This is a genomic window from Nocardioides campestrisoli, from assembly GCF_013624435.2.
Lineage (GTDB): Bacteria > Actinomycetota > Actinomycetes > Propionibacteriales > Nocardioidaceae > Nocardioides > Nocardioides campestrisoli.
Map to the genome: position 1 here is coordinate 2,602,527 of NZ_CP061768.1, position 22,474 is coordinate 2,625,000.

17 protein-coding genes, 1 tRNA gene and 2 rRNA genes (1 of these 20 running past the window's edge) are annotated in these 22,474 nt (G+C 70.5%); 8 read left to right on the forward strand and 12 right to left on the reverse strand.

The window, feature by feature from the left end; genetic code table 11:
- Positions 1 to 116: 116 nt before the first annotated feature.
- Positions 117 to 896 (forward strand): peroxide stress protein YaaA, encoded by a 780-nt coding sequence (gene yaaA, locus H8838_RS12225; protein WP_185996362.1) that lies wholly within the window; start codon positions 117 to 119, stop codon positions 894 to 896.
- Positions 897 to 902: 6 nt separating this feature from the next.
- On the opposite strand, the gene H8838_RS12230 is transcribed toward yaaA, so the two are convergent.
- The 7 genes from H8838_RS12230 to H8838_RS12260 all read right to left on the reverse strand — a co-directional run bounded on the left by H8838_RS12230 (position 903) and on the right by H8838_RS12260 (position 7,265).
- Complete coding sequence (locus tag H8838_RS12230) at positions 903 to 1,679, reverse strand: zinc ribbon domain-containing protein (RefSeq protein ID WP_224766102.1); 777 nt, start codon at positions 1,677 to 1,679, stop codon at positions 903 to 905.
- Positions 1,676 to 2,821, reverse strand: a complete 1,146-nt coding sequence (locus H8838_RS12235) for a Nif3-like dinuclear metal center hexameric protein (protein ID WP_185996363.1) — start codon at positions 2,819 to 2,821, stop codon at positions 1,676 to 1,678. The genes H8838_RS12230 and H8838_RS12235 overlap by 4 nt, the downstream gene beginning before the upstream one ends.
- Before the next feature lie 35 nt (positions 2,822 to 2,856).
- Positions 2,857 to 4,389, reverse strand: coding sequence for an AMP-binding protein (locus H8838_RS12240; protein ID WP_185996364.1), 1,533 nt, complete (start codon positions 4,387 to 4,389; stop codon positions 2,857 to 2,859).
- A 78-nt stretch (positions 4,390 to 4,467) separates the two neighbouring features.
- Positions 4,468 to 4,539, reverse strand: a tRNA-Val gene (locus H8838_RS12245).
- Between the two features lie 147 nt (positions 4,540 to 4,686).
- Complete coding sequence (locus H8838_RS12250; RefSeq protein WP_181311342.1) at positions 4,687 to 5,157, reverse strand: peroxiredoxin; 471 nt, start codon at positions 5,155 to 5,157, stop codon at positions 4,687 to 4,689.
- Positions 5,158 to 5,239: 82 nt separating this feature from the next.
- Positions 5,240 to 6,826 carry an AMP-binding protein gene (locus tag H8838_RS12255; RefSeq protein ID WP_181311343.1) on the reverse strand — a complete coding sequence of 529 codons (1,587 nt, stop codon included), beginning with the start codon at positions 6,824 to 6,826 and terminating at the stop codon, positions 5,240 to 5,242.
- Positions 6,827 to 6,887: 61 nt separating this feature from the next.
- Positions 6,888 to 7,265, reverse strand: a complete 378-nt coding sequence (locus tag H8838_RS12260; RefSeq protein ID WP_181311414.1) for a DUF3052 domain-containing protein — start codon at positions 7,263 to 7,265, stop codon at positions 6,888 to 6,890.
- Between the two features lie 214 nt (positions 7,266 to 7,479).
- Here H8838_RS12260 and aceE point away from each other — a divergent pair, with 214 nt between their 5' ends.
- Positions 7,480 to 10,242: a pyruvate dehydrogenase (acetyl-transferring), homodimeric type gene (aceE, locus tag H8838_RS12265; protein WP_224766103.1), complete on the forward strand. Its 2,763-nt coding sequence runs from the start codon at positions 7,480 to 7,482 to the stop codon at positions 10,240 to 10,242.
- Between the two features lie 12 nt (positions 10,243 to 10,254).
- Here the strand turns inward: aceE and H8838_RS12270 are convergent, their stop codons facing one another.
- Positions 10,255 to 11,250 (reverse strand): alpha/beta fold hydrolase, encoded by a 996-nt coding sequence (locus H8838_RS12270; protein WP_219924147.1) that lies wholly within the window; start codon positions 11,248 to 11,250, stop codon positions 10,255 to 10,257.
- Positions 11,251 to 11,354: 104 nt separating this feature from the next.
- On the opposite strand from H8838_RS12270, the gene H8838_RS12275 reads away from it, so the two are divergent.
- The 6 genes from H8838_RS12275 (at position 11,355) to H8838_RS12300 (ending at position 18,009) form a co-directional block, all read left to right on the forward strand.
- Entirely contained in the window at positions 11,355 to 12,596 is a 1,242-nt protein-coding gene (locus H8838_RS12275) for a PucR family transcriptional regulator (protein ID WP_224766104.1), read from the forward strand.
- A 56-nt stretch (positions 12,597 to 12,652) separates the two neighbouring features.
- Positions 12,653 to 13,837 (forward strand): acyltransferase domain-containing protein, encoded by a 1,185-nt coding sequence (locus H8838_RS12280; RefSeq protein ID WP_181311344.1) that lies wholly within the window; start codon positions 12,653 to 12,655, stop codon positions 13,835 to 13,837.
- Positions 13,834 to 14,856, forward strand: a complete 1,023-nt coding sequence (locus H8838_RS12285; protein WP_181311345.1) for a beta-ketoacyl-ACP synthase III — start codon at positions 13,834 to 13,836, stop codon at positions 14,854 to 14,856. Before H8838_RS12280 ends, H8838_RS12285 begins: the two co-directional genes overlap by 4 nt.
- A 71-nt stretch (positions 14,857 to 14,927) precedes the next feature.
- Complete coding sequence (locus H8838_RS12290; protein ID WP_181311346.1) at positions 14,928 to 15,179, forward strand: acyl carrier protein; 252 nt, start codon at positions 14,928 to 14,930, stop codon at positions 15,177 to 15,179.
- Between the two features lie 71 nt (positions 15,180 to 15,250).
- The gene (locus H8838_RS12295; RefSeq protein WP_181311347.1) at positions 15,251 to 16,555 is read left to right on the forward strand and encodes a beta-ketoacyl-[acyl-carrier-protein] synthase family protein; all 1,305 of its coding nucleotides are present in this window, start codon (positions 15,251 to 15,253) and stop codon (positions 16,553 to 16,555) included.
- Positions 16,552 to 18,009, forward strand: coding sequence for a carboxyl transferase domain-containing protein (locus H8838_RS12300; RefSeq protein ID WP_181311348.1), 1,458 nt, complete (start codon positions 16,552 to 16,554; stop codon positions 18,007 to 18,009). Before H8838_RS12295 ends, H8838_RS12300 begins: the two co-directional genes overlap by 4 nt.
- Before the next feature lie 151 nt (positions 18,010 to 18,160).
- Here H8838_RS12300 and H8838_RS12305 read toward each other — a convergent pair whose 3' ends face one another.
- The 4 genes from H8838_RS12305 to H8838_RS12320 all read right to left on the reverse strand — a co-directional run.
- On the reverse strand, positions 18,161 to 18,688 hold the full coding sequence (locus H8838_RS12305; protein WP_181311349.1) for a DUF3145 domain-containing protein: 528 nt from the start codon (positions 18,686 to 18,688) through the stop codon (positions 18,161 to 18,163).
- A gap of 188 nt (positions 18,689 to 18,876) precedes the next feature.
- Positions 18,877 to 19,575, reverse strand: coding sequence for a tetratricopeptide repeat protein (locus H8838_RS12310; protein WP_224766105.1), 699 nt, complete (start codon positions 19,573 to 19,575; stop codon positions 18,877 to 18,879).
- A 483-nt stretch (positions 19,576 to 20,058) separates the two neighbouring features.
- Positions 20,059 to 20,175 (reverse strand): 5S ribosomal RNA (gene rrf, locus H8838_RS12315).
- 218 nt (positions 20,176 to 20,393) lie between these two features.
- A 23S ribosomal RNA gene (locus H8838_RS12320) occupies positions 20,394 to 22,474 on the reverse strand; it runs 1,041 nt beyond the window's last position.

Genomic DNA, 22,474 nt, shown 5'->3' on the forward strand with positions numbered 1-22,474 from the left:
CTCAGCACGCGATGTCTTGTCACCGTAGCCCCGGCACGACTCCCAGGAGCATCCCCAAATTGCGGGTGTTGGAGGGGGCGTCCCGAGGCTCGCAGGCGCCGTCCTAGGGTGGCCGGGTGCTGATCCTGCTTCCCCCCAGCGAAGGCAAGACCGCCCCGGCCCGCGGCAAGCCGCTCGACCTCGCGACCCTCTCGTACCCCTCGTTGACGCCCGCCCGGGCCCGACTGCTCGACGCGTTGACGGCGCTGTGCGGTCAAGAGCCGGACGAGGCCGCCCGCGTGCTCGGCCTCGGACCGACGCAGGCCGACCTGGTGACCCGCAACGCGGAGCTCGCGCAGGCTCCGACGGCCCGCGCCGACGCCGTCTACACCGGGGTCCTGTACGACGCCCTCTCGCCGGCGACGCTCTCCGCGGCGGCCAAGCGTCGGGCCGCCCGGCGCCTCGCCGTCACCTCCGCGCTCTTCGGACTCGTCGGACCCGGCGACCGGATCCCGGCGTACCGGCTCTCCGGCGACGCCGTCCTGCCTACCGTCGGCTCCGTCGCCGCCACGTGGCGAGAAGCCCTCGGTCCCGCGGTCACCGAGGGGGTGGGGCGCGGGCTGCTGGTCGACCTGCGCTCCTCGATGTACGCCGCGTTCTGGCGGCCCGACGCCGCGACGGCGCGCCGGACCGCCAGCGTCCGGGTGCTCCACGAGCACCAGGGCAAGCGGAAGGTGGTCAGCCACTTCAACAAGGCGACCAAGGGGCGGATCGTCCGCGCCCTGCTCGAGGAGGGCGCAGACCCGCGCACCCCCGCCGCGCTGGCCGACGCGCTGCGCGACCTCGGCTGGAAGGTCGAGCAGGACGACCCCACCCCGACCGGCACGCGACTCGACGTCGTGGTCGAGGAGGTCTGAGCCGGCTCAGTCGCCGGTGCCCGCCTGCCGTCCACCCAACCCGGACTCGGAGGTGCGCACCAGGATCCGCTGGCACTCCTCGCACCGGATCACGTCGTCGGCCGGGGCCGCCTTGATCCGAGCCAGCTCCTGGGGGTCCACGGTGAGCCGGCAGCCACCGCACTGCCGGGCGCGCAGCAGCGCGGCACCCATGCCGCCCTTGGCCTGGCGGAGCTTGTCGTAGAGCGCGAGCAGGTCGGCGGGGAGGTCCTGGACGGCGGGACCGCGACGGGCCACGACGGCCTGCAGCTCGGCCTCGATCTCCGACTCCTTCTCCGCCTGGGAGGCCGCGAGGTCCGCGAGCCGGGCATCGGTGGCGGCGATCTCCTCCTCCGCGCGGGCCAGCTCCTGCTGCGCCTGCTCCATCCGCTCCATCAGCTCGAGCTCGGCGTCCTCCAGCGTCGAGACGCGACGCTCCAGGGACTCCAGCTCGTGGGTCATGCGCTGCAGGTCCTTGGCGTTCGTGATCAGGCCCTGGTCCATCCGGTCCCGGTCCCGGGCACGGCGCGCCCGCACCTGCTCCACGTCGCTCTCGGCCTTGCGCAGCTCCACCGTCAGGTCGTCGACCACGATCCGCGCGTCGCGCACCCGGTCGGCGAGGCCGGCCCGGCTGGTCTCGAGCTTGGCGATCTCGGCGAGCTCGGGGAGGCTCGCTCGACGGTGACGGAGCTGGTCGACGGTGGAGTCGAGCTCCTGCACGTCGAGCAGCCGGACCTGGGCGGCGGGGTCGGCTTTCAGGGTCATGCTCCTTCTGAGTGGGGCTCCTGCGGAACGGCGAACGTCCACGCATCGGTCCGCGCGGTGCTCACGCGGGTCTCCACCGTATCGCCCCAGGTCTCCCGGACCCGACGCTCCACCACCGGGAGCCACGTCCACTCGGCTGCCCAGTGCGCGACGTCGACCAGTGCGGGGCCACCCTTCTCCACGAACTCCGACGCCGGGTGGTGCCGCAGGTCGCTGGTGACGTAGACGTCCACGTCCATCCCGGCCACCCGGTCGAGGAGGAAGTCACCGGCGCCGCCGACCACCGCCACCGTCCGGACAGGACGCTCCGGGTCGCCCGCGACCCGGACTCCCTGGACGGTCGCCGGCAGCCGCTCCCCCACGGTGCGGGCGAACTCGGCGAGCGTCGTCGGCCCCACCGTGCCGACCCGTCCGGTACCGGTCCCGGCCTGGCGGGCGTCGGCGAGCTCGAGCACCTGGAAGGCCGGCTCCTCGTAGGGGTGTGCGGCGAGCATCGCCTGCACGACCTGCTGGCGCAGGCGCCGGGGCAGCACCACCTCGATCCGCTCCTCCGCCACCACCTCGAGCCGGCCGTGCTCGCCAATCGCCGGGTCCGAGCCGGCCAGCGGCCGGAACCTGCCCTCGCCGGGCGTGCTGTAGCTGCACTGGTCGTAGTCACCCAGGGCCCCCGCGCCAGCCTCGCTGAGCACCTGCCGCAGCCGCTCGGCGTCGGGACCGGGGACGTAGACCACGAGCGAGTCCACCGCCGGCGCCGGCGCCGGGACGAGCGGGCGGAGCTCGCTCAGCCCCAGCGCGAGCGCCATCGCCTCCGAGACGCCGTCGACGGCCTGGTCGGCGTTGGTGTGCGCGGCCAGCAGCGCGCACCCGGCACCCACGAGGGTGCTCAGGGTGCGACCCTTCGGCGTGCTGGCGGCGAAGCCGTGCACCGGCTTGAGGAACAGCGGGTGGTGGACCACGAGCAGGTCGGCCCCCCACGCGGCGGCCTCCTCGGCGACCTCCAGGGTCGGGTCGACGGCGAACATCACCTTCGAGACCTGGGCCTGCGGCTCCCCCCACACCAGGCCGACGGCATCCCACTCCTCCGCCGTCTCCGGCGGGTACCAGGCGTGGAGGCGGTCGACGACTTCCTGCAGGCTGGGCATGGCCCGAGCCTAGTGGACGGCCTCGGCGCCGAGCCCTAGTTGACCTGCCGGTCCCGGCCCGCCCAGTACTGCTGGCGGAGCTTGAACTTCTGCAGCTTGCCGGTGGCGGTCCGGGCCAGCACCTCGCGGAACTCCACCGACGTGGGCGCCTTGTAGCCGGCCAGCCGCTCCTTGCACCACCCGATCAGCTCCTGCTCGGTGGCCTGCGACCCCTCGGCCAGCACGACGAGCGCCTTGATCGTCTCGCCCCAGCGCTCGCTCGGCACTCCGATCACCGCGACCTCCGCGACGTCGGGGTGGGAGAACAGCGCGTCCTCGACCTCGATGGAGGAGACGTTCTCCCCGCCGGTGATGATCACGTCCTTCTTGCGGTCCTTGATGGTCAGGTAGCCGTCGTCACCGATCGCGCCGCCGTCGCCGGTGTGGAACCACCCGTCGCGCAGCGCCCGCGTCGACTCCTCGGGCTGCTCCCAGTAGCCCTCGAGCACCACGTTGGAACGGGCCAGGACCTCGCCGGTCTCGTCGGTGGCGAGCGTGACGCCCAGGGCGGGCGCTCCGGCGCGCACCAGGCGGGAGGCGCGCTCCTCGTCGGGCAGGTCGTCCCACTCCTGGCGCGACCGGTTCACGGTGAGCAGCGGCGAGGTCTCGGTCAGGCCGTAGATCTGGATGAACTCCCAGCCCAGCTCCTGCTCGACTCGCAGGATCGTCTGGGTGGGCGGAGGCGCTCCCGCCACGATGATCCGCACCCGGTCGCGTCCCGGCACCTCGCCCTCCCAGCTCCTGGCCGCGTCCAGGACCGCGGCCACCACGGCCGGGGCGGCACACATGAAGGTGACGCCGTGCTCCGCCACCCGGCGCAGGATCTCGGTCCCGTCGACCTTGCGCAGCACCACCTGCTTGACCCCGAGCGCCGCCGTGGCGAAGGGCATCCCCCAGCCGTTCGCGTGGAAGGTGGGCAGGGTGTGCAGGTAGACGTCCCGGTCGCTGACCCCGGCGTGCAGGGCGAAGGTGGTGGCGTTGACCCACAGGTTGCGGTGGGTGAGCTGCACGCCCTTGGGCCGTGCCGTCGTGCCGGAGGTGTAGTTGATGGTCGCCGTCGCCTGCTCGTCCGGCGTCCACGGCACGGGCTCGGCGCCGGGAGCGGCCAGCAGGTCCGCGTCGTCACCGAGCACGAACCGGTGCTCGGCACCCACCTGCGCGAGGGCGGCGTCGAGCTCGGGGTCGACGTACAGGACCCGCGAGCCGGAGTGGCCGACGATGTAGCGCACCTCCTCGGGCGAGAGCCGGAAGTTGATGGGCACCAGGACGCGTCCGGTGCCGCAGACCCCGTAGTACGCCGCCAGCAGCCGTGCGCTGTTGTGGGAGACCATCGCCACCCGCTCGCCGACGCCGACCTGGAGCTGGTCGAGCCGCGCGGCCATCCGGCGGCCGAGGTCCGCCAGGTCCGCGTAGGTGAGCTCACCCCAGGAGGACGCGGGTTGGTCCGGTTCGTCCACCACGCCGATCCGGCGGCCGTACACGGTCTCCGCCCGGTCGATGAAGTCGCGGACGGTGAGCGGGACGCGCATGGGTCCTCCTCGGTCGCGGGAGACTGAGCGGACCCACTGTGACACACGCCACAAAGGGCAGGAGGACGGGACGAGGGGTGCGTCGGGACGGTTTCGAACCGCCGACCGCTCGGGTGTAAACCGAGTGCTCTACCGCTGAGCTACCGACGCCGGAGATGCGCGCACAGACTACGGCACCGAAATGAGTCGAACCGCCGGCGTCTCGGGTCACCAGCGGTTCAACACCTCGATCCTACGACGCGGGGCCCAGCGGTGTCCGGAGGTAGGAGGAAACCGAAGGTAAAGAATTCCGCCGGTTCAGCCGGCGACGGCCTCGCGCAGTCGGGCCAGGTGCTCGTCGAGGTCGCGTCCCTGGGGCAGGGCGTTGTGCACCGACCACCGCACCACTCCGTCCGGGCCGATCACGTACGAGGACCGCCGCGGCGCGCCCTTGGTCTCGTCGAAGACCTCGTAGGCGCGAGCGACCTCGCCGTGCGGCCAGAAGTCGGAGAGCAGCGGGAAGTTCAGCCCATCCTGGTCGGCGAACGCGCGCAGCGAGTAGACCGGGTCGCAGGAGATGGCGAGCACCTCGGTGTCGAAGGTCATGAACTCGGCGAGCCGGTCCCGCACCGCGGCCATCTCGCCGGTGCACACCCCGGAGAAGGCGTAGGGGTAGAAGAGGATGGCCACCGCCTTGCGGCCCCGGTAGTCCGAGAGCGAGACGTCCTGGCCGAACTGGTCTCGCAAGGTGAAGTCAGGGGCCGGTCCGCCCAGGATGAGTCCGCTCATGGTCCCCACATCCTCGCACCGTCGTCCCGCGCAGCCGGAGCAGGGCCGACCCACGCGGGGTCGGCCCTGCTCTGCTGCCCGCTCAGCCTTCGGTGTGTGCCAGCACCCGCTTGAGGATCTTGCCGGTCGCGTTCCGCGGAAGCTCGTCGAGGAAGACGATCTCCTTCGGCACCTTGTAGCGCGCGAGGTTGGCCCGCACCCAGTCCTTCAGCACGGCCTCGTCCGCGGCGGCGGGGTCGGAGACCACGACGAAGGCACGCAGCCGTCGGCCGAACTCGTCGTCGTCCACCCCGACCGCCGCGGCCTCGACCACGCTCTCGTGGCGGCACAGGCAGTCCTCGACCTCCTTGGGGAAGACGTTCTCGCCGCCGCTGACGATCATCTCGTCGTCGCGGCCCTCGACGTGCAGACGGCCGTCGGCGTCGAAGCGGCCGACGTCGCCGGTGGACATCAGTCCGTCGACCATCTCCTTGCTGCCCCCGCCGGTGTAGCCCTCGAATAGCATCGAGTTGGCCACGAAGATGCGGCCCGACTCACCCGTGGGGAGCTCCTTGCCGTCGGGACCCAGGATCTTCACCACGGTCGCGTACGGCGGCTTCCCGGCCGAGCTGGGCGACTCGCGGAGGTCCACCGGGTCGGCGATCGAGGCGTAGGCGACCTCGGTGGAGCCGTAGATGTTGTAGAGGTTGTCACCGAACCGGTCCATCCAGGCGGTGGCCAGGTCGCCCGGCAGCGCCGAGCCCGAGGAGGCGACCAGCTTGAGCGAGGGCATGGTGATCCGCGACAGCGTCTCGTCGGGCAGGTGGAGGATGCGCTGGAGCATCACCGGGATGACGATGAAGGAGTCGCACCGCTCGTCGCGGACGACCTCCAGGGCGTCCAGCGGGTCGAACTTGCGACGCAGGACGATCGTCGAGCCCAGGAGCATCCCCAGGAACAGGTGCGCGAAGCCCCAGGTGTGGAAGAGCGGGGCGGCGATGTGCGTGCGCCACTCCGCCTTCAGCGGCAGCCGCGACATCAGTGCGACGGCGTTGCTGATGCCCGCCTCCTTGCGGGGCGCGCCCTTGGGGGTGCCGGTGGTGCCGGAGGTGAGGATGACGATCCGCGCGTGGTGCTCGGGCGGCGTCAGGTCCGTGACGGGGTTGGCCGCGATCAGCGTCTCCAGCGAGTCCGGCTGCCCGGGGGCGTCGGTCCAGGCCAGGACCCGGTCCTTGACCTCGGCACTGGCCAGGAGCTCGGTGAACTCCTCGTCGTGGATGACCAGGACCGGCTGCTCCCGGGCGATCACGTCGACCAGCTGGGGTCCGGCGAAGGCCGTGTTCAGGTAGAGCAGGTCCGCGCCGATCTTCGCCGCGCCGATGGTGGCGTCGACGAACCCGCGGTGGTTGCGGCACATGATGGCGACCTGGTCGCCCTCCTTGACGCCGCGGGCGGCCAGCGCATGCGCCACCGCGTTGGAGCGCTGGTGGATCTCGAGGAAGGTGAGGGAGCCCAGCTCATCGATCAGGCCGACCTGCTGGGGGCGCGAGACAGCCAGCTGGCTGAACCCGCCGGCGGGGCCGGTGCCCCAGGCCTTGACGATCTTGACGATCTTGGGCAGCACCACGGGAGACATCGGGCGGATCACGCCCGCCTTGGTGAGGACGGACAGGGTCTTGGCGAGGCTCATAGGGTCCTTCGGGGCTCGGATGAACGCCGGAGGACGCAGCTGCGCGCGAGCGAGCCGCGGCTCAGGCGGGGGTCTTGGGCGCGACCAGGCGGGTAGCCTGCCAGTCCTTGCTGACGGCTGCCGTGGTGGTCTGGACCAGGCCCGCGATCGGCGCAGCCTCGGCGATGTCGGCGGCATCGACACTGTTGGGTCGTCCCACCTTCGGAGTCAGGAGCCAGATGGCACCACCGCCGACGACGTCGGCCTTGGCGTCCACCAGGCCGTCGGCCAGGTCGCCGTCGTCGTCGCGCCACCACAGCACGACGGCGTCGACCACGTTGCCGTAGTCGCCGTCGACCATGTCGGCGTCGATGCAGTCCTCGATCGCGATCCGCAGGTCGTCGTCAGTGTCCTGGTCCCAGCCGAGCTCCTGCACGACGAGACCGGGCTTGAAGCCCATCCTGGTCCCGATGCCGTCTCCAGCCCCCTGGGTGGACTCACCGCCCACGCTCGCAGTCACCGGACCCTCCTTCGTCTCGTCCCCACGGGTACGTGGGGTGGTGAGTAGTCCAGCGGAGTCCGGGCCTGAGCGCAAGCCTGCGCCCGGGACGAGCCTCGTGGCGCGTACTGGCCGGTAGATTTTTTGGGCACCACCCGCGTGCAACGATGCAGGGGTGAATGACCAGCAACTGGACCGACCGCAGACCCCGCCCGTCATCCACGAGGGGCTCCCCACCCAGCTCCCGGACATCGATCCGGAGGAGACGCAGGAGTGGCTCGCCAGCTTCGACGCCATGGTGGGGGACCGCGGCCGCGACCGGGCCCGCTACGTGATGCTCCGCCTGCTCGAGCGGGCGCGCGAGCAGGCAGTCGGCGTCCCCGCCCTCCGCTCCACCGACTACATCAACACCATCCCGCCCGAGCGTGAGCCCTGGTTCCCCGGCGACGAGCAGATCGAGCGGCGGATCCGCGCCTTCATCCGCTGGAACGCCGCGGTGATGGTCTCCAGCGCCAACCGCAAGGGCCTCGAGGTCGGCGGGCACATCGCCACCTACCAGTCCGCGGCCAGCCTCTACGAGGTCGGCTTCAACCACTTCTTCCGCGGCAAGGACCACCCCGGCGGTGGCGACCAGGTCTACATCCAGGGCCACGCCTCCCCCGGCATCTACGCCCGCGCGTTCCTGGAGGGCCGGCTGAGCGAGGAGCAGCTCCAGCGGTTCCGCCAGGAGGTCCAGCACGGCAAGGGGGCCGGGCTCCCGTCGTACCCGCACCCCCGGCTGATGCCCGACTTCTGGGAGTTCCCCACCGTCTCGATGGGCCTGACCGGCATCAACTCCATCTACCAGGCCCGCTTCAACCGCTACCTGCACAACCGCGGGATCAAGGACACCAGCGACCAGCGCGTCTGGGCGTTCATGGGCGACGGCGAGATGGCCGAGCCCGAGTCGCTCGGGGCGATCCGCGTGGCGGCCCGTGAGGAGCTGGACAACCTCACCTGGGTCATCAACTGCAACCTCCAGCAGCTCGACGGCCCGGTGACCGGCAACGGCAAGATCATCCAGGAGCTCGAGTCCAACTTCCGCGGCGCCGGATGGAACGTGATCAAGGTGGTCTGGGGCCGCGAGTGGGACTCGCTGCTCGGCGCGGACGTCGACGGCGTCCTGGTCAACCGGATGAACAACACCCCCGACGGCCAGTTCCAGACCTACCACGCCGAGGGCGGCGCCTACATCCGCGACCACTTCTTCGGATCCGACCCCAGGCTCCGCCAGATGGTGGAGCACATGAGCGACGACCAGATCCTCAAGCTCGCCCGCGGCGGTCACGACTACCGCAAGGTGTACGCCGCCTTCGACTCCGCGAGCAAGCACGCCGGTCAGCCGACGGTGATCCTGGCCAAGACGATCAAGGGCTGGACGCTGGACTCGCTGGAGAGCAAGAACGCCTCCCACCAGATGAAGAAGCTGACCCCGGCGGACCTCAAGAAGTACCGCGACCGCCTCTACCTGCCGATCAGCGACCGCGAGCTCGAGGAGTCCTACGAGCGCACCGGCGGCGCCCCCTTCTTCCACCCGGGCAAGGACTCCCCCGAGATCCAGTACATGCTGGAGCGGCGCCGCGAGCTGGGCGGGTCGCTGCCCCGTCGCGTCGACCGGTCCAAGCCCCTCTCGCTGCCCGGCGACGAGGCCTACGCGGAGCTCAAGCAGGGCTCGGGGAAGAACCAGGTCGCCACCACGATGGCCCTGGTCCGCCTGCTGCGTGACTGGATGAAGCACCCCGGCATCGGCGAGCGGATCGTGCCGATCGCGCCCGACGAGTACCGGACCTTCGGCATGGACTCGATGTTCCCCAGCGCCAAGGTCTACAACCCCGGGGGCCAGCAGTACGAGTCGGTCGACCGCAAGCTGCTGCTCTCCTACAAGGAGTCCAAGCAGGGCCAGATGCTGCACGAGGGCATCTCCGAGGCAGGCGCCGTCGCCTCGGCCACGGCCGCGGGGTCGGCGTACGCCACCCACGGCGAGCAGATGATCCCGTTCTACATCTTCTACTCGATGTTCGGCTTCCAGCGGACCGGCGACTCCATCTGGGCGATGGCCGACCAGATGGCCCGCGGGTTCCTCATCGGCGCCACGGCAGGACGCACCACCCTGACGGGCGAGGGCCTCCAGCACGCGGACGGCCACTCGCCGCTGCTGGCCAGCACCAACCCGGCGGTCGTGCACTACGACCCGGCGTACGCCTACGAGCTCGGCCACATCATGCGCTCCGGCCTGGAGCGGATGTACGGGTCGCAGCCCGAGAACGTCATCTTCTACCTGACCGTCTACAACGAGCCGGTCGTGCAGCCGGCGGAGCCGCAGGACGTCGACGTGGAGGGGATCCTCCGTGGCCTGCACCGCGTGGAGACCGCCGAGGGCGAGGGGCCGCGGGTCCAGCTCATGGGCTCCGGCATCTCCCTGCCCTGGGTCGAGGAGGCCGCCAGGCTGCTGCGCGAGGAGTGGGGCGTGCAGGCAGACCGCTGGTCCGTCACCTCGTGGAACGAGCTGGCCCGCGACGGGGTCGCGGCGGAGGAGTGGAACCTGCTCCACCCCGGAGAGGACCGCCGCACCCCCTACGTGACCGACAAGCTCCGCGAGGCTGCCGGCCCGGTGGTCGCCGTCTCGGACTTCATGCGTGCGGTCCCTCTGCAGATCGCCCGCTGGGTGCCTGCCGACTACCGGGTGCTGGGCGCTGACGGGTTCGGCTTCGCCGACACCCGTCCGGCCGCACGGCGGTTCTTCCACATCGACGCGCAGTCCATCGTCGTCCAGGCGCTCCAGGCGCTGGCGGACGCCGGAGAGGTGCCGGTCGAGAAGGTCGTGGAGGCCAAGGACCGTTACCGGATCGACGACCCCACCGCCGTGAGCGGGATCGCCCAGGAGGGCGGGGACGCCTGACCCGCTCCGCCGTCACCCCGGGATGCTGTGCAACGACGGCACCGGGGTGACGGGGGCGCGCCCGGCGGCGGCCTGCCGCACCGGTCGGGCGGCACCCTCCTCCAGGAGGCGACGCCACTTGACCCGGGAGTGGCGCGACGGCCGGGTGCCGGCGATGAACTCCTCGACCAGGTCGACGAACCTCTCCGGGTGGTCCTTGTGCGGGAAGTGCCCCGCCCGGTCGAGCACCTGCACCTGGGCCCCCGGAGCCAGTGCGGCGGCGTGCGCGGCGTGCTTGGCGGGAATGACGTGGTCGTCGGCCCCCCAGATCACCAGCATCGGCATCTCGCGCGTCAGGTAGGCCCGGTCGGACATCGTCACGACCTGTCCCTTCCAGTCGACCACGGCACGCACCACGTGCCGGATGGCCGCCCGCTGCCGGGGGTCGGAGAACTGCTCGTAGACGTTGGCCACCTCGTCGAGGTCACGGGTACGCGGCAGTCCGGTCGCGGAGAGCACCCGCAAGGTGGTCGCCGCGACGTGCCGGATCCCGGGCAGGGTGAGCACGCCCATCGCCTGGTGGAACCCCGGGGTGGTGATCGCGCGGATCGCCGGGGTCACGTCAGGACCGAGGCCACCGGAGGAGACCAGCACGATCCGCTCGGTCCGCTCGGGGTACTGGTAGGCGAACTGCATCGCCACGCCGCCGCCGAAGCTGTGCCCCACCACGGTGACCTTGTCGATGCCCAGCACGGTGAGCAGGTCGCGCATCCCGTTGGCGTAGCCACCGAGGCTGTAGTCGGCGCGCGGCTTGTCGGAACGCCCGTGGCCCAGCAGGTCGGGGGCGATCACCGTGTGGTGGCGGGCGAGCCGCTCGATCACCGGCGCCCAGGTCCGGTGGTCGCACCCGACCCCGTGCAGCAACAGGACCGGCGAACCCGAGCCGGCCCGGACGTACGCGCGGCGGTGGCCGTGCACGGTGACGAAGGAAACCTGGAAGGACTTCTCGGCCACGATCGTCTCCTTCATCGGCGGGTACTGGAGTCAACCAGTTTCCGCCCGCAGGCGGCGGCGCGGACCGGCCATACGTCACCTGATCGTGACGTTTGGCAGAACTCCACTAATCTGGGTCCGTGACCGCCAGTTCGGACGAGCCGGTTCCGGAGCACCGCGCCGGCATCGCCTCAGCCCTCTCCCGCTCCTCCGGCGCGCTCAGCACGGCCGCGATGTCCCGGATGGAGACCGAGCTCCCGTGGTTCCGCGAGCTCAGCGCGGAGGACCGCTCCTGGGTCGGCCTGATCGTCCAGGCCGGCATCAGGGGCTTCACCGGCTGGCTGCTCAGCCCGCCCGCGACCGGGGCCGAGGGCTCCTGGGGCCATGCCCTGGCCGGCCAGGTCTTCGGCGCCGCCCCACGCGAGCTCGCCGGGGTGATCAACCTCCAGCAGACCGTCGACCTGATCCGGCTGAGCATCGACGTGGTCGAGTCCAACATCGATCGCCTGGTCCCCCCGGGGGACCTGCCCGCGGTGCGTGCGGCGGTGATGCGCTACGCCCGCGAGGTCGCCTTCGCGACCGCGGAGGTCTACGCGCGAGCCGCCGAGTCCCGGGGCGCCTGGGACGCCCGGCTGGAGGCGCTGGTCGTGGACTCGGTGCTGCGCTCCGAGGGTGACGAGACCCTGCTCTCCCGCGCCAGCGCCCTGGGCTGGGCCGCCCGCGACGGGGTGGCCGTCGTCCTCGGCGACGTGCCGTCGGCCCGCACCGAGACCGACGTCTTCGAGGAGGTACGTCGGGTCGCACGCGAAGCGGGCATGGATGCGTTGTGCGCCGCCCAGGGCGAGCGCCTGGTCGTCGTGCTCGGCGGCGTCGACGACGGCCTCGCCGCCGCCCGGGTGGTCTGCGGGCTCTTCGGCGACGGACCGGTGGTGGTCGGCCCGGTCACCAGCGGGCTCGACCGGGCACACGTCTCCGCCCGGGCGGCGGGTTCGGCCCTGCGTGCGGCCCCCGGCTGGCCGCAGGCACCCCGGCCGGTCTCGAGCGACGACCTGCTGCCCGAGCGCGCCCTGGCCGGGGACGGTCACGCGCGGCGCCGCCTGGTCGAGGAGGTCTACCGACCCCTGCTCGCCTCCCGCGGCACCCTGGAGTCCACCGTCTCGGCGTACCTGGCCGCCGGCGGCTCGACCGAGGCGGCCGGGCGGGCGCTCTTCGTCCACCCGAACACGGTCCGTTACCGGCTGCGGCAGGTCGTCGGGCTCACCGGTCTGGACCCCACCGTGCCGCGGGAGGGCTTCACCCTGCAGATCGCGCTCGTGCTGGGCCGGCAGTCTCCCCGCACCGAGTCGTCGACATTTGTAGGAAACGACCAAAAAACTCCGTGACCTTTCGTCGCGAACGGCGATGGGTTCTGACCCCCGGGACCGGCACAGTGGTTCCCGTGCTCGTCATCGTCGCTCCCGGCCAAGGGGCCCAGTCCCCCGGCTTCCTCACGCCCTGGATCCAGGACGACCGCTTCAGGTCGCGCCTGGAGTGGCTCTCCACCGTCGCCGGGCTCGACCTCGTCGAGCACGGCACCACCTCGGACGCCGAGACCCTGCGCGACACCCGGATCGCCCAGCCCCTGCTGGTCGCCGCCGGCCTGGTGACCGCGCTCGAGCTCTTCCCGCACCCCGGGGACGCCTTCGAGCGGATCGGCGCCGTCGCCGGGCACAGCGTGGGCGAGCTGACCGCCGCGGCCGGTGCCCGCGCGATCACCGCGGAGCAGGCGATGGTCCTGGTGCGCGAGCGCGGCGAGTCGATGGCTCGTGCGGCCGCCGTCACCCCGACCGGCATGACCGCCGTCCTGGGAGGCGACCGGACCGAGGTCCTCGCCGCCCTGGACCGGCACGGTCTGACCGCGGCCAACGACAACGGCCCCGGCCAGGTGGTCGCGGCCGGGACGCGGGAGCAGCTGGACGCCCTCGCCGCCGACCCGCCGGCGAAGGCGCGCCTGGTCCCGCTGAGCGTGGCCGGCGCGTTCCACACCTCGCACATGGAGCCCGCCGTCTCCCACCTCGCCCAGCTCGCCGCCTCGGTCTCCACCCACGACCCGCGCACCCGGGTGATCTCCAACCGGGACGGCCAGATCGTCCACGACGGACAGGAGCTGCTCGCCCGCCTCGTCGGGCAGATCGCCGCCCCGGTCCGCTGGGACCTGTGCCTGGAGACCATGCGGGACCTCGGCGTCACCGGCCTGCTCGAGGTGCCGCCCGCCGGCACGCTGACGGCGATCGCGAAGCGGGCGCTGCCCGGCGTGGAGACGTTCGCGCTCAAGCACCCCGACCAGCTCGCCGATGCCCGCACCTTCTGCGAGCGTCACGGCGAGGCCTCCCCCGTGGACCTCTCCCCCACCTGGCGGATGGTGGTGGCCCCGGCCAAGGGGACCTTCCACCGGTCGGCCGCAGCCGCCGCCGCGGACTCCCTCGGCCCGGGATCGGTCATCGGGGACGTCGCCAGCCTGCGCGAGCGCACCCAGGTCTCGGCCCGTCACGGCGGGCAGGTCGTCGAGTGGCTGGTCGAGGACGGCGACCCGGTGGCTCCCGGTCAGCCCCTGCTCCGTCTGCACCCCCAGGGCGTCGGGTGAGGTCCTCACGTGGTCTCGCCGGTGCGACCGGGGCCCCGCACGCGCGGATCCTCGGCGTGGGCGCGTACCGGCCCAGCCGGGTCGTGCCCAACAGCGAGCTGGTCGCGGCGATCGACTCCACCGACGAATGGATCCAGCAGCGCTCGGGCATCCGGGAGCGCCGGTTCGCCGGACCCGAGGAGACCGTGCAGCGGATGGCCGTCGAGGCGGCGCGCGAGGCCCTGGCCCAGGCGGGTCTCGACGCGCCGCGGATCGACGCGGTCGTGGTGGCCACGGTCAGCCACCTGATGCAGACCCCGGCGATCGCGCCGGCCATCGCCCACGAGCTGGGGACCGAGCAGGCCGCGGCGTTCGACGTGTCGGCCGCCTGCGCGGGCTTCTGCCACGGCGTGGCCCTGGCCCAGGACATGGTGCGCGGCGGCAGCGCCGGCCACGTCCTGGTCATCGGGGTGGAGAGGCTCAGCGACATCACCTCCCCGACGGACCGGGGCACCGCCTTCATCTTCGCCGACGGAGCCGGGGCCGCCGTGGTGGGCCCGAGCGAGACGCCGGGCATCTCCCCGGTGGTCTGGGGCTCCGACGGGGAGCAGTTCGACCTGATCAGGTCCCGGGAGGACTGGCGAGACGTGCTCGGCACCACCGCCGACCCCGGGAGCCGGATCATGCCGCACCTGACCATGCAGGGCAACGCCGTCTTCCGGTGGGCCTCGTTCGCGATGGCGAAGGTCGCCCAGCAGGCCCTGGACCGCGCGGGCATCACCGCCGACGAGCTCGACGTCTTCGTCCCCCACCAGGCCAACATGCGCATCATCGACGCCATGGCTCGAGCGATGCGGCTTCCCGACCACGTGCGGATCGCCCGCGACGTCGCCGAGTCGGGCAACACCTCCGCGGCGTCCGTCCCGCTGGCGCTGGCACGGATGATCGCCGAGGGGGACGCCCGCCCGGGCGACAAGGCACTGCTCATCGCCTTCGGCGCCGGCTTGGCGTACGCCGCCCAGGTCGTCGTCGTCCCCTGACCACCCGGCACCACCCACGACCTCCCACCATCCAGACCACCCAGCACCACCCACCAAGGAGAAGGAAGCAGATGACCACCGAAGAGATCCGCACCGACCTGGCCGACATCGTCAACGAGGTCGCCGGCATCGAGCCCGACGACGTGCAGCTCGACAAGTCGTTCGTCGACGACCTCGACGTCGACTCGCTGTCCATGGTCGAGGTCGTCGTGGCCGCCGAGGAGAAGTTCGGCGTCTCCATCCCCGACGACGAGGTCAAGAACCTGCGCACCGTCGGCGACGCCGTCGCCTTCATCGAGCGCGCCCGGACCGCCGCCGCCTGATCCGCCCGGCCGGTGGTCGTCCCGCGACCACCGGCCGGTCCGCCCCACTCCCTCATCGAACGGAACACCACATGAGCACCCGCGTCGTCGTCACCGGACTCGGCACCACCAACCCGCTGGGCGGGGACGTGCCGACCACCTGGGAGGCCATGCTCGCCGGCCAGTCCGGCGTACGCCACCTGGATGACCCCTGGGCCGCCGAGCTCCCGGTCAGGATCGGGGGCCGCATCGCGGTCGAGCCGGGACAGGTGCTGGACCGGGTCAAGGCTCGTCGCCTCGACCGCTCCAGCCAGTTCGCCATGGTCGCGGCGCAGGAGGCCTGGGCCGACGCCGGGCTCCGCGCCCCCGGGACGGACCGACCGGACTCCGACGACCAGCACGAGGCCGCTGCCGGGGACGGCACCGAGGTCGACCCGGACCGGCTGGCCGTCTGCCTGGCCTCCGGGATCGGTGGCGTGACCACGCTCCTGGACAACTACGACGCCCTGCGGGACAAGGGGCCGCGGCGGGTCTCGCCGCTGGCGGTGCCCATGCTCATGCCCAACGCGCCGGCCGCCAACATCTCGCTCCTCTTCGGCGCACGCGCCGCCGTCCACGCCCCCACCTCGGCCTGCGCGTCGGGCAACGAGGCGATCGCGATGGGCCTGGACCTGATCCGGCTCGGTCGTGCCGACGTGGTCATCGCCGGTGGCACCGAGGCGGCGATCCACCCGTTGCCGATGGCGGCCTTCGCCAACATGATGGCCCTGTCGAAGAACGACGGAGATCCGCAGACGGTCTCGCGTCCGTGGGACCAGGCCCGTGACGGCTTCGTCCTCGGCGAGGGCGCCGGCGTCCTCGTGCTCGAGTCCGAGGAGCACGCCCGGGCCCGCGGCGCCCGTGTGCACGCGGTCCTGCTGGGCGCCGGCATCAGCAACGACGCCCACGACATCGCGCAGCCCGACCCCTCGGGCCGCGGCGGCACGCGAGCCATCCGGCAGGCGGTGCAGTCCGCCGGCATCTCCGCCTCGGACGTCAAGCACGTCAACGCCCACGCGACCTCGACGCCGCTCGGCGACGTGGCCGAAGGGCTGATGCTGCACGCCGTGCTCGGCTCGGCCGTCTCCGACGTCGTCGTGACGAGCACCAAGTCGATGACCGGTCACCTCCTCGGCGGCGCCGGGGCTCTCGAGGCCGTCGCCACCGTCCGCGCGCTGGCGGACCGCACCAGCCCGCCCACCATCAACCTGGACGACCAGGACGAGCGGGTCGACCTGGACATCGCCACCAAGGCACGACCGCTTCCGGACGGCGAGATCGCCGCGCTCAACAACTCCTTCGGGTTCGGCGGCGCGAACGTCGCGGTCGCCTTCGGCTCGGCGGGCGGTGCCCGATGAGCGCCACCTCCGCCGTCGGCGTCCCCGCGCAGTCGCGACGCCACGACGCGGGCACGTCCCGCGACAGCGACCCCCGTCTCCCCCGGCACCGGCTCGCAGCCTTGATGGACGCCGGGACGCTCGAGCTGATCAGCGCCGACGACGACTCCGGCATGGTCGCGGCCACCGGACTGGTCCACGGCAGCCGGGTCGTCGCGTTCTGCTCCGACGCCAGCCTGATGGGCGGTGCCATGGGCGACGCCGGGTGCCGCGTGGTCGTCGAGGCCTACCACCGCGCCCTGGCCGACGGCGTGCCGATCATCGGCCTGTGGCACTCCGGAGGTGCCCGGCTGGCAGAGGGCGTGCTCTCCCTGCACGCCGTCGGGCGCATCTTCCACGCGATGACCCAGGCGTCCGGCAAGGTGCCGCAGATCTCTGTGGTGCTCGGCCCCGCCGCCGGAGGCGCGGCGTACGGTCCCGCGCTCACCGACGTGGTCGTGCTGGGCCCCGAGGGCCGGATCTTCGTCACCGGGCCCGACGTGGTGCGCTCGGTGACCGGCGAGGACGTGGACATGCTGCGACTCGGCGGCCCTGAGCCGCACGGGCGCAGGTCGGGCGTGGTGCACGTCCTGACCGACTCCGAGCAGGAGGCGCTCGACCGCGCCCGGGACCTGGCCACCCTCCTGGGCACGCAGGGGACGCTGGACCGGCAGGCCGTGACCGACCTGGACCTCGGCGCCCTGCTGCCGGAGTCACGCCGGCGCGCCTACGACGTGCACCCGCTGGTGGAGGGTGTCCTCGACGAGGGCACCGCCCTCGAGCTGCACGCCCGCTGGGCCCCCAACGTCGCGACGGTGCTGGGACGCCTGGGCGGGCGGACCGTGGGCGTCGTGGCCAACAACCCGCTCCGCCTGGGCGGCTGCCTCGACTCCTCGGCGGCCGAGAAGGCGGCCCGGTTCGTCCGCATGTGCGACGCGTTCGGCATCCCGCTGGTCGTCCTGGTGGACGTCCCCGGCTACCTGCCCGGCGTCGGCCAGGAGTGGGACGGCGTGGTGCGCCGCGGCGCCAAGCTGCTGCACGCCTTCTCCGAGTGCGTCGTCCCCCGGGTGACCCTGGTGACCCGCAAGACGTACGGCGGAGCCTACATCGCCATGAACGCGCGCTCGCTGGGAGCGACCAGGGTGTTCGCCTGGCCCGGCGCCGAGGTGGCGGTCATGGGCTCCGTGGCCGCGATCCGGGTCCTGCACCGCCGACGGCTCGCCGAGCTTCCGCCCGAGATCCGCGCCCAGGTCGAGACCGAGCTGGCCGCCGAGCACGAGGTGCTGGCCGGCGGCGTGGACCGCGCCGTGGAGATCGGCGTCGTCGACGAGGTCGTGGCTCCGGAACGGACCCGGAGCGCACTGGCGGCCGCGATCGCCGACGAGGTCGAGCGTCACGGCGTACTGCGCGGGATGCACGGCAACATCCCGCTCTGACTCGACCGTCCCAGTCACGGACCTGTCGACCATCTCGACACCACGACGTGGCGCGACAGGTGAACGACTAAGGCGCCGACCGGAGCCGTGCTTGCTCGAGCACGGCTCCGGTCGGCGCCTCGTGGTTTGTGGACCGTCGGGTCCTGCGGCCTCAGACGACCTGGTGGAGCCAGCGCACGGGCGCGCCGTCGCCGGCGTGCCGGAAGGACTCGAGCTCGTCGTCCCACGGCTTGCCGAGGAGCTTGTCGATCTCGAGCAGCACGGTGGTGTCACCCATCGACGCCTTGACCACAGCAGCCTTCAGCCGGTCCTCCGGAATCATGATGTCCCCGTGCAGGCCGGTCACGGCGTGGAACACCCCCAGCTCGGGGGTGAAGGAGTAGCGGCTGCCCTCGGTCGAGGCGGTCGGCTCCTCGGTCATCTCGAAACGCAGGTGGTTCCAGCCGCGCAGCGCCGAGGCCACCGCCGCGGCCGTCCCCGCGGGACCGGCCCACGACAGCTCGGCCCGGTAGGTGCCGGGCTGGGCGGGCTGCGGCGTCCAGTCCAGGCTGACGGCAGCACCGAGTACACCGCCCACGGCCCACTCGATGTGAGGGCAAAGCGCGGACGGCGCTGAATGCACGAACAGAATCCCCCGGGTCCCAGGTCCGTTCGGGCGGGGTGCAGTGCGTGTGGTCACCGTGACCTCCTTCGTTCCGGCGCGAGCTACGCCTTCCCCAGCGGTCTCGTCAGGAACAACAGAGCAAAGTGACACCTATGTGGTTTGTGTGACCCATTGTGGCCCATGACGCCTCACTTTGCCAGCGCCCACGCCCTCGGACACGCCGGGACACGCGGACGCTGGCAAAGAAACAGCGGTGATCCGGGTCAGCTCTTGCGCTCGAGCATCTCGGCCCGCTCCGCGGCGTCGGTCAGCTGCTCGCCGTCGATGGCGTGGGTGCGGTGGAACCAGGCCAGAGCATCGCCGTGCCGTCCCGCCGCCTCCAGGATGTCGGCGTAGGCGTAACGCAGCCGCACCACCCAGGACGCCCTGCTCTTCGACATCAGCGGCGCCAGCTCGAGCGTACGCAGCGCAGCGTCCAGCTGGCCCATGTCCCGGCGCGCACCGGCCTCGACCAGCGTCATCTCGGCCTTCGCCTCCGGCGCGAAGTTCGCCACCGACGGGCTCTTGGCCAGCTTGAGCGCCTGCTCGGGCTGTCCGAGGGCCCGGTGGCAGTCGGCCATGATCGGGAGGTAGTCGGTCGCGCCGTTCATCCGCTTCGCGGCCCTCAGCTCTGCGAGCGCCTCGGCGTAGTGACCAGCCGCGTACGCCGCCTCACCGGTCGCCTCACGCACCACGGCAAGCCGCTGGGCACGGGCCCGGGCGGCCAACGTGTGCTGGTACGCGGTCTCCGGGTCCTCGTCGATCAGGGCACCGGCCGCCGCCAGGTGTCGAGCCACGCGCGCAGCCAGCTTCTCGGGCAGACCCTTGAGCTGGGCAATCACGCTTCGGTCCAGCTCCTTGCCCGTGATGTCCTCGGGGAGCTCGGGACCGTCGTACTTGGCCTGGTCGACCGTCCTCGGCACGCGGTCCTCCTCGCCCGTACGACGAGGGGCGCCACGTCCGGCAGGCCGGCCGCCGCGGGAGTCGGGGCGTCCGCCGCGGGAGTCAGGCTTGCCGCCGCGCGAGTCCGGGCGACCGCCACGGCTGTCGGGCTTGCCACCGCGAGAGTCAGGCTTGCCGCCGCGGGAGTCCGGGCGACCACCACGACTTTCGGGCTTGCCACCGCGAGAGTCAGGCTTGCCGCCACGGGAGTCCGGGCGACCACCACGGCTCTCGGGCTTGCCACCGCGGCTGTCGTCCCGGGCCGGCTTCCCGTCACGGCCACCGGGTCTGGCAGCGCCGCGACCCGGCCTACCTGTGCCCCCACCGCTGCGAGCGGCTCCTTGACTGCGACGATCCTCGGCCACGATCCACCTTCTTGTGTCTGTGCTGCGTGCGGGCCACTCGTTCAGAGGGCCCCGAAATGGCGCAGAGGCCACCCTAGTGGGTGGCCTCTGCGAAGTGTTGTCCGGCGGCGTCCTACTCTCCCACAACCTCTCGGTTGCAGTACCATCGGCGCTGAAAGGCTTAACTTCCGGGTTCGGGATGGGACCGGGTGTTTCCCTTTCGCTATGGCCGCCGTAACTCTTGTGGTCTCCCACCCGCATCACCAGCCCACGTGTGTGTGGGTTGGGTGCTGGGTGGGGCCAAGCTCATTGTTGTGTTGTGTGTTCGCAGAAACCATCGCCCCCACAGTTCGTGGTGGTTTGTTGGTTGGGAACTGGTTAGTGGACGCGGGCAGCTTGTGCTCTTTTGTTGTGCGCAGTGGTGCTTGTCACCGTTGAGTGGTTTTGTACGGTGTTGGGACAAGCCCTCGGCCTATTAGTACCGGTCGGCTAGGCATTACTGCTGTACACCTCCGGCCTATCAACCCAGTGTTCTGCTGGGGGCCTTACCCACTTACGTGGTGGGAAACCTCATCTTGAAACGTGCTTCCCGCTTAGATGCATTCAGCGGTTATCACTTCCGAACGTAGCCAACCAGCCGTGCCCCTGGCGGGACAACTGGCACACCAGAGGTTCGTCCATCCCGGTCCTCTCGTACTAGGGACAGCCTTTCTCAAGTTTCCTGCGCGCGCGGCGGATAGGGACCGAACTGTCTCACGACGTTCTAAACCCAGCTCGCGTGCCGCTTTAATGGGCGAACAGCCCAACCCTTGGGACCTGCTCCAGCCCCAGGATGCGACGAGCCGACATCGAGGTGCCAAACCATCCCGTCGATATGGACTCTTGGGGAAGATCAGCCTGTTATCCCCGGGGTACCTTTTATCCGTTGAGCGACGCCGCTTCCACATGCTGGCGCCGGATCACTAGTTCCGACTTTCGTCCCTGCTCGACATGTCTGTCTCACAGTCAAGCTCCCTTGTGCACTTACACTCGCCACCTGATTGCCAACCAGGCTGAGGGAACCTTTGAGCGCCTCCGTTACATTTTAGGAGGCAACCGCCCCAGTTAAACTACCCATCAGGCACTGTCCCTGATCCGGATTACGGACCTAGGTTAGACATCTAGTACGACCAGAGTGGTATTTCAACGATGACTCCCCGACCACTGGCGTGGCCGGTTCACAGTCTCCCACCTATCCTACACAAGCCGAACCAAACACCAATACCAAACTATAGTAAAGGTCCCGGGGTCTTTCCGTCCTGCCGCGCGTAACGAGCATCTTTACTCGTAGTGCAATTTCGCCGAGTCCATGGTTGAGACAGCGCCCAAGTCGTTACTCCATTCGTGCAGGTCGGAACTTACCCGACAAGGAATTTCGCTACCTTAGGATGGTTATAGTTACCACCGCCGTTTACTGGGGCTTAAGTTCTCAGCTTCGAGGATTGCTCCTCTAACCGGTCCCCTTAACCTTCCAGCACCGGGCAGGAGTCAGTCCGTATACATCGTCTTACAACTTCGCACGGACCTGTGTTTTTAGTAAACAGTCGCTTGGGCCTGGTCTCTGCGGCCATCACCGCTTCCCCACGAAAAGTGGTTCACGGATCCGGCCCCCCTTCTCCCGAAGTTACGGGGGCATTTTGCCGAGTTCCTTAACCATGGTTGTCTCGATCGCCTTGGTATTCTCTACCTGATCACCTGAGTCGGTTTGGGGTACGGGCGGCGCATAGCTCGCTAGAGGTTTTTCTCGACAGCATAGGATCATCCACTTCCCCCATACGGGGTCCCCATCAGGTCTCAGACACATGAGCGGCGGATTTGCCTGTCCGCTCGTCCTACACCCTTAGCCGTGGACTACCATCGCCACGGTTGGACTACCTTCCTGCGTCACCCCATCGCTTGACTACTACCAGCTCGGGTCCCACGCTCTGCCACATCGCCTCGCCCCGAAGGGTCCGGTCAACATGGTTTCGGATGGTTAGCATCACCAGGTTCGTCATGGGCGCTACTTTGCCGGTACGGGAATATCAACCCGTTGTCCATCGACTACGCCTGTCGGCCTCGCCTTAGGTCCCGACTTACCCAGGGCAGATTAGCTTGACCCTGGAACCCTTGATCATTCGGCGGAAGAGTTTCTCGCTCTTCATTCGCTACTCATGCCTGCATTCTCACTCGTGTAGGCTCCACAACTAGATCACTCTGCTGCTTCACTGCCCACACGACGCTCCCCTACCCATCCACACACCTGAACCAACACCCGAAGATGCGGCTTAGCTAACGTATGAATGCCATAGCTTCGGCGGATGACTTGAGCCCCGCTACATTGTCGGCGCGGAATCACTTGACCAGTGAGCTATTACGCACTCTTTCAAGGGTGGCTGCTTCCAAGCCAACCTCCTGGTTGTCAATGCGACTCCACATCCTTTTCCACTTAGTCACCGCTTAGGGGCCTTAGCTGATGGTCTGGGCTGTTTCCCTCTCGACTACGGAGCTTATCCCC

Coding starts and splice junctions, on each gene's coding strand:
- H8838_RS12230 (WP_224766102.1), bottom strand. CDS start 1,679: ATGACCCTGAAAGCCGACCCCGCCGCCCAGGTCCGGCTGCTCGACGTG.
- H8838_RS12235 (WP_185996363.1), bottom strand. CDS start 2,821: ATGCCCAGCCTGCAGGAAGTCGTCGACCGCCTCCACGCCTGGTACCCG.
- H8838_RS12240 (WP_185996364.1), bottom strand. CDS start 4,389: ATGCGCGTCCCGCTCACCGTCCGCGACTTCATCGACCGGGCGGAGACC.
- H8838_RS12250 (WP_181311342.1), bottom strand. CDS start 5,157: ATGAGCGGACTCATCCTGGGCGGACCGGCCCCTGACTTCACCTTGCGA.
- H8838_RS12255 (WP_181311343.1), bottom strand. CDS start 6,826: ATGAGCCTCGCCAAGACCCTGTCCGTCCTCACCAAGGCGGGCGTGATC.
- H8838_RS12260 (WP_181311414.1), bottom strand. CDS start 7,265: ATGGGCTTCAAGCCCGGTCTCGTCGTGCAGGAGCTCGGCTGGGACCAG.
- H8838_RS12270 (WP_219924147.1), bottom strand. CDS start 11,250: ATGAAGGAGACGATCGTGGCCGAGAAGTCCTTCCAGGTTTCCTTCGTC.
- H8838_RS12290 (WP_181311346.1), top strand. CDS start 14,928: ATGACCACCGAAGAGATCCGCACCGACCTGGCCGACATCGTCAACGAG.
- H8838_RS12295 (WP_181311347.1), top strand. CDS start 15,251: ATGAGCACCCGCGTCGTCGTCACCGGACTCGGCACCACCAACCCGCTG.
- H8838_RS12300 (WP_181311348.1), top strand. CDS start 16,552: ATGAGCGCCACCTCCGCCGTCGGCGTCCCCGCGCAGTCGCGACGCCAC.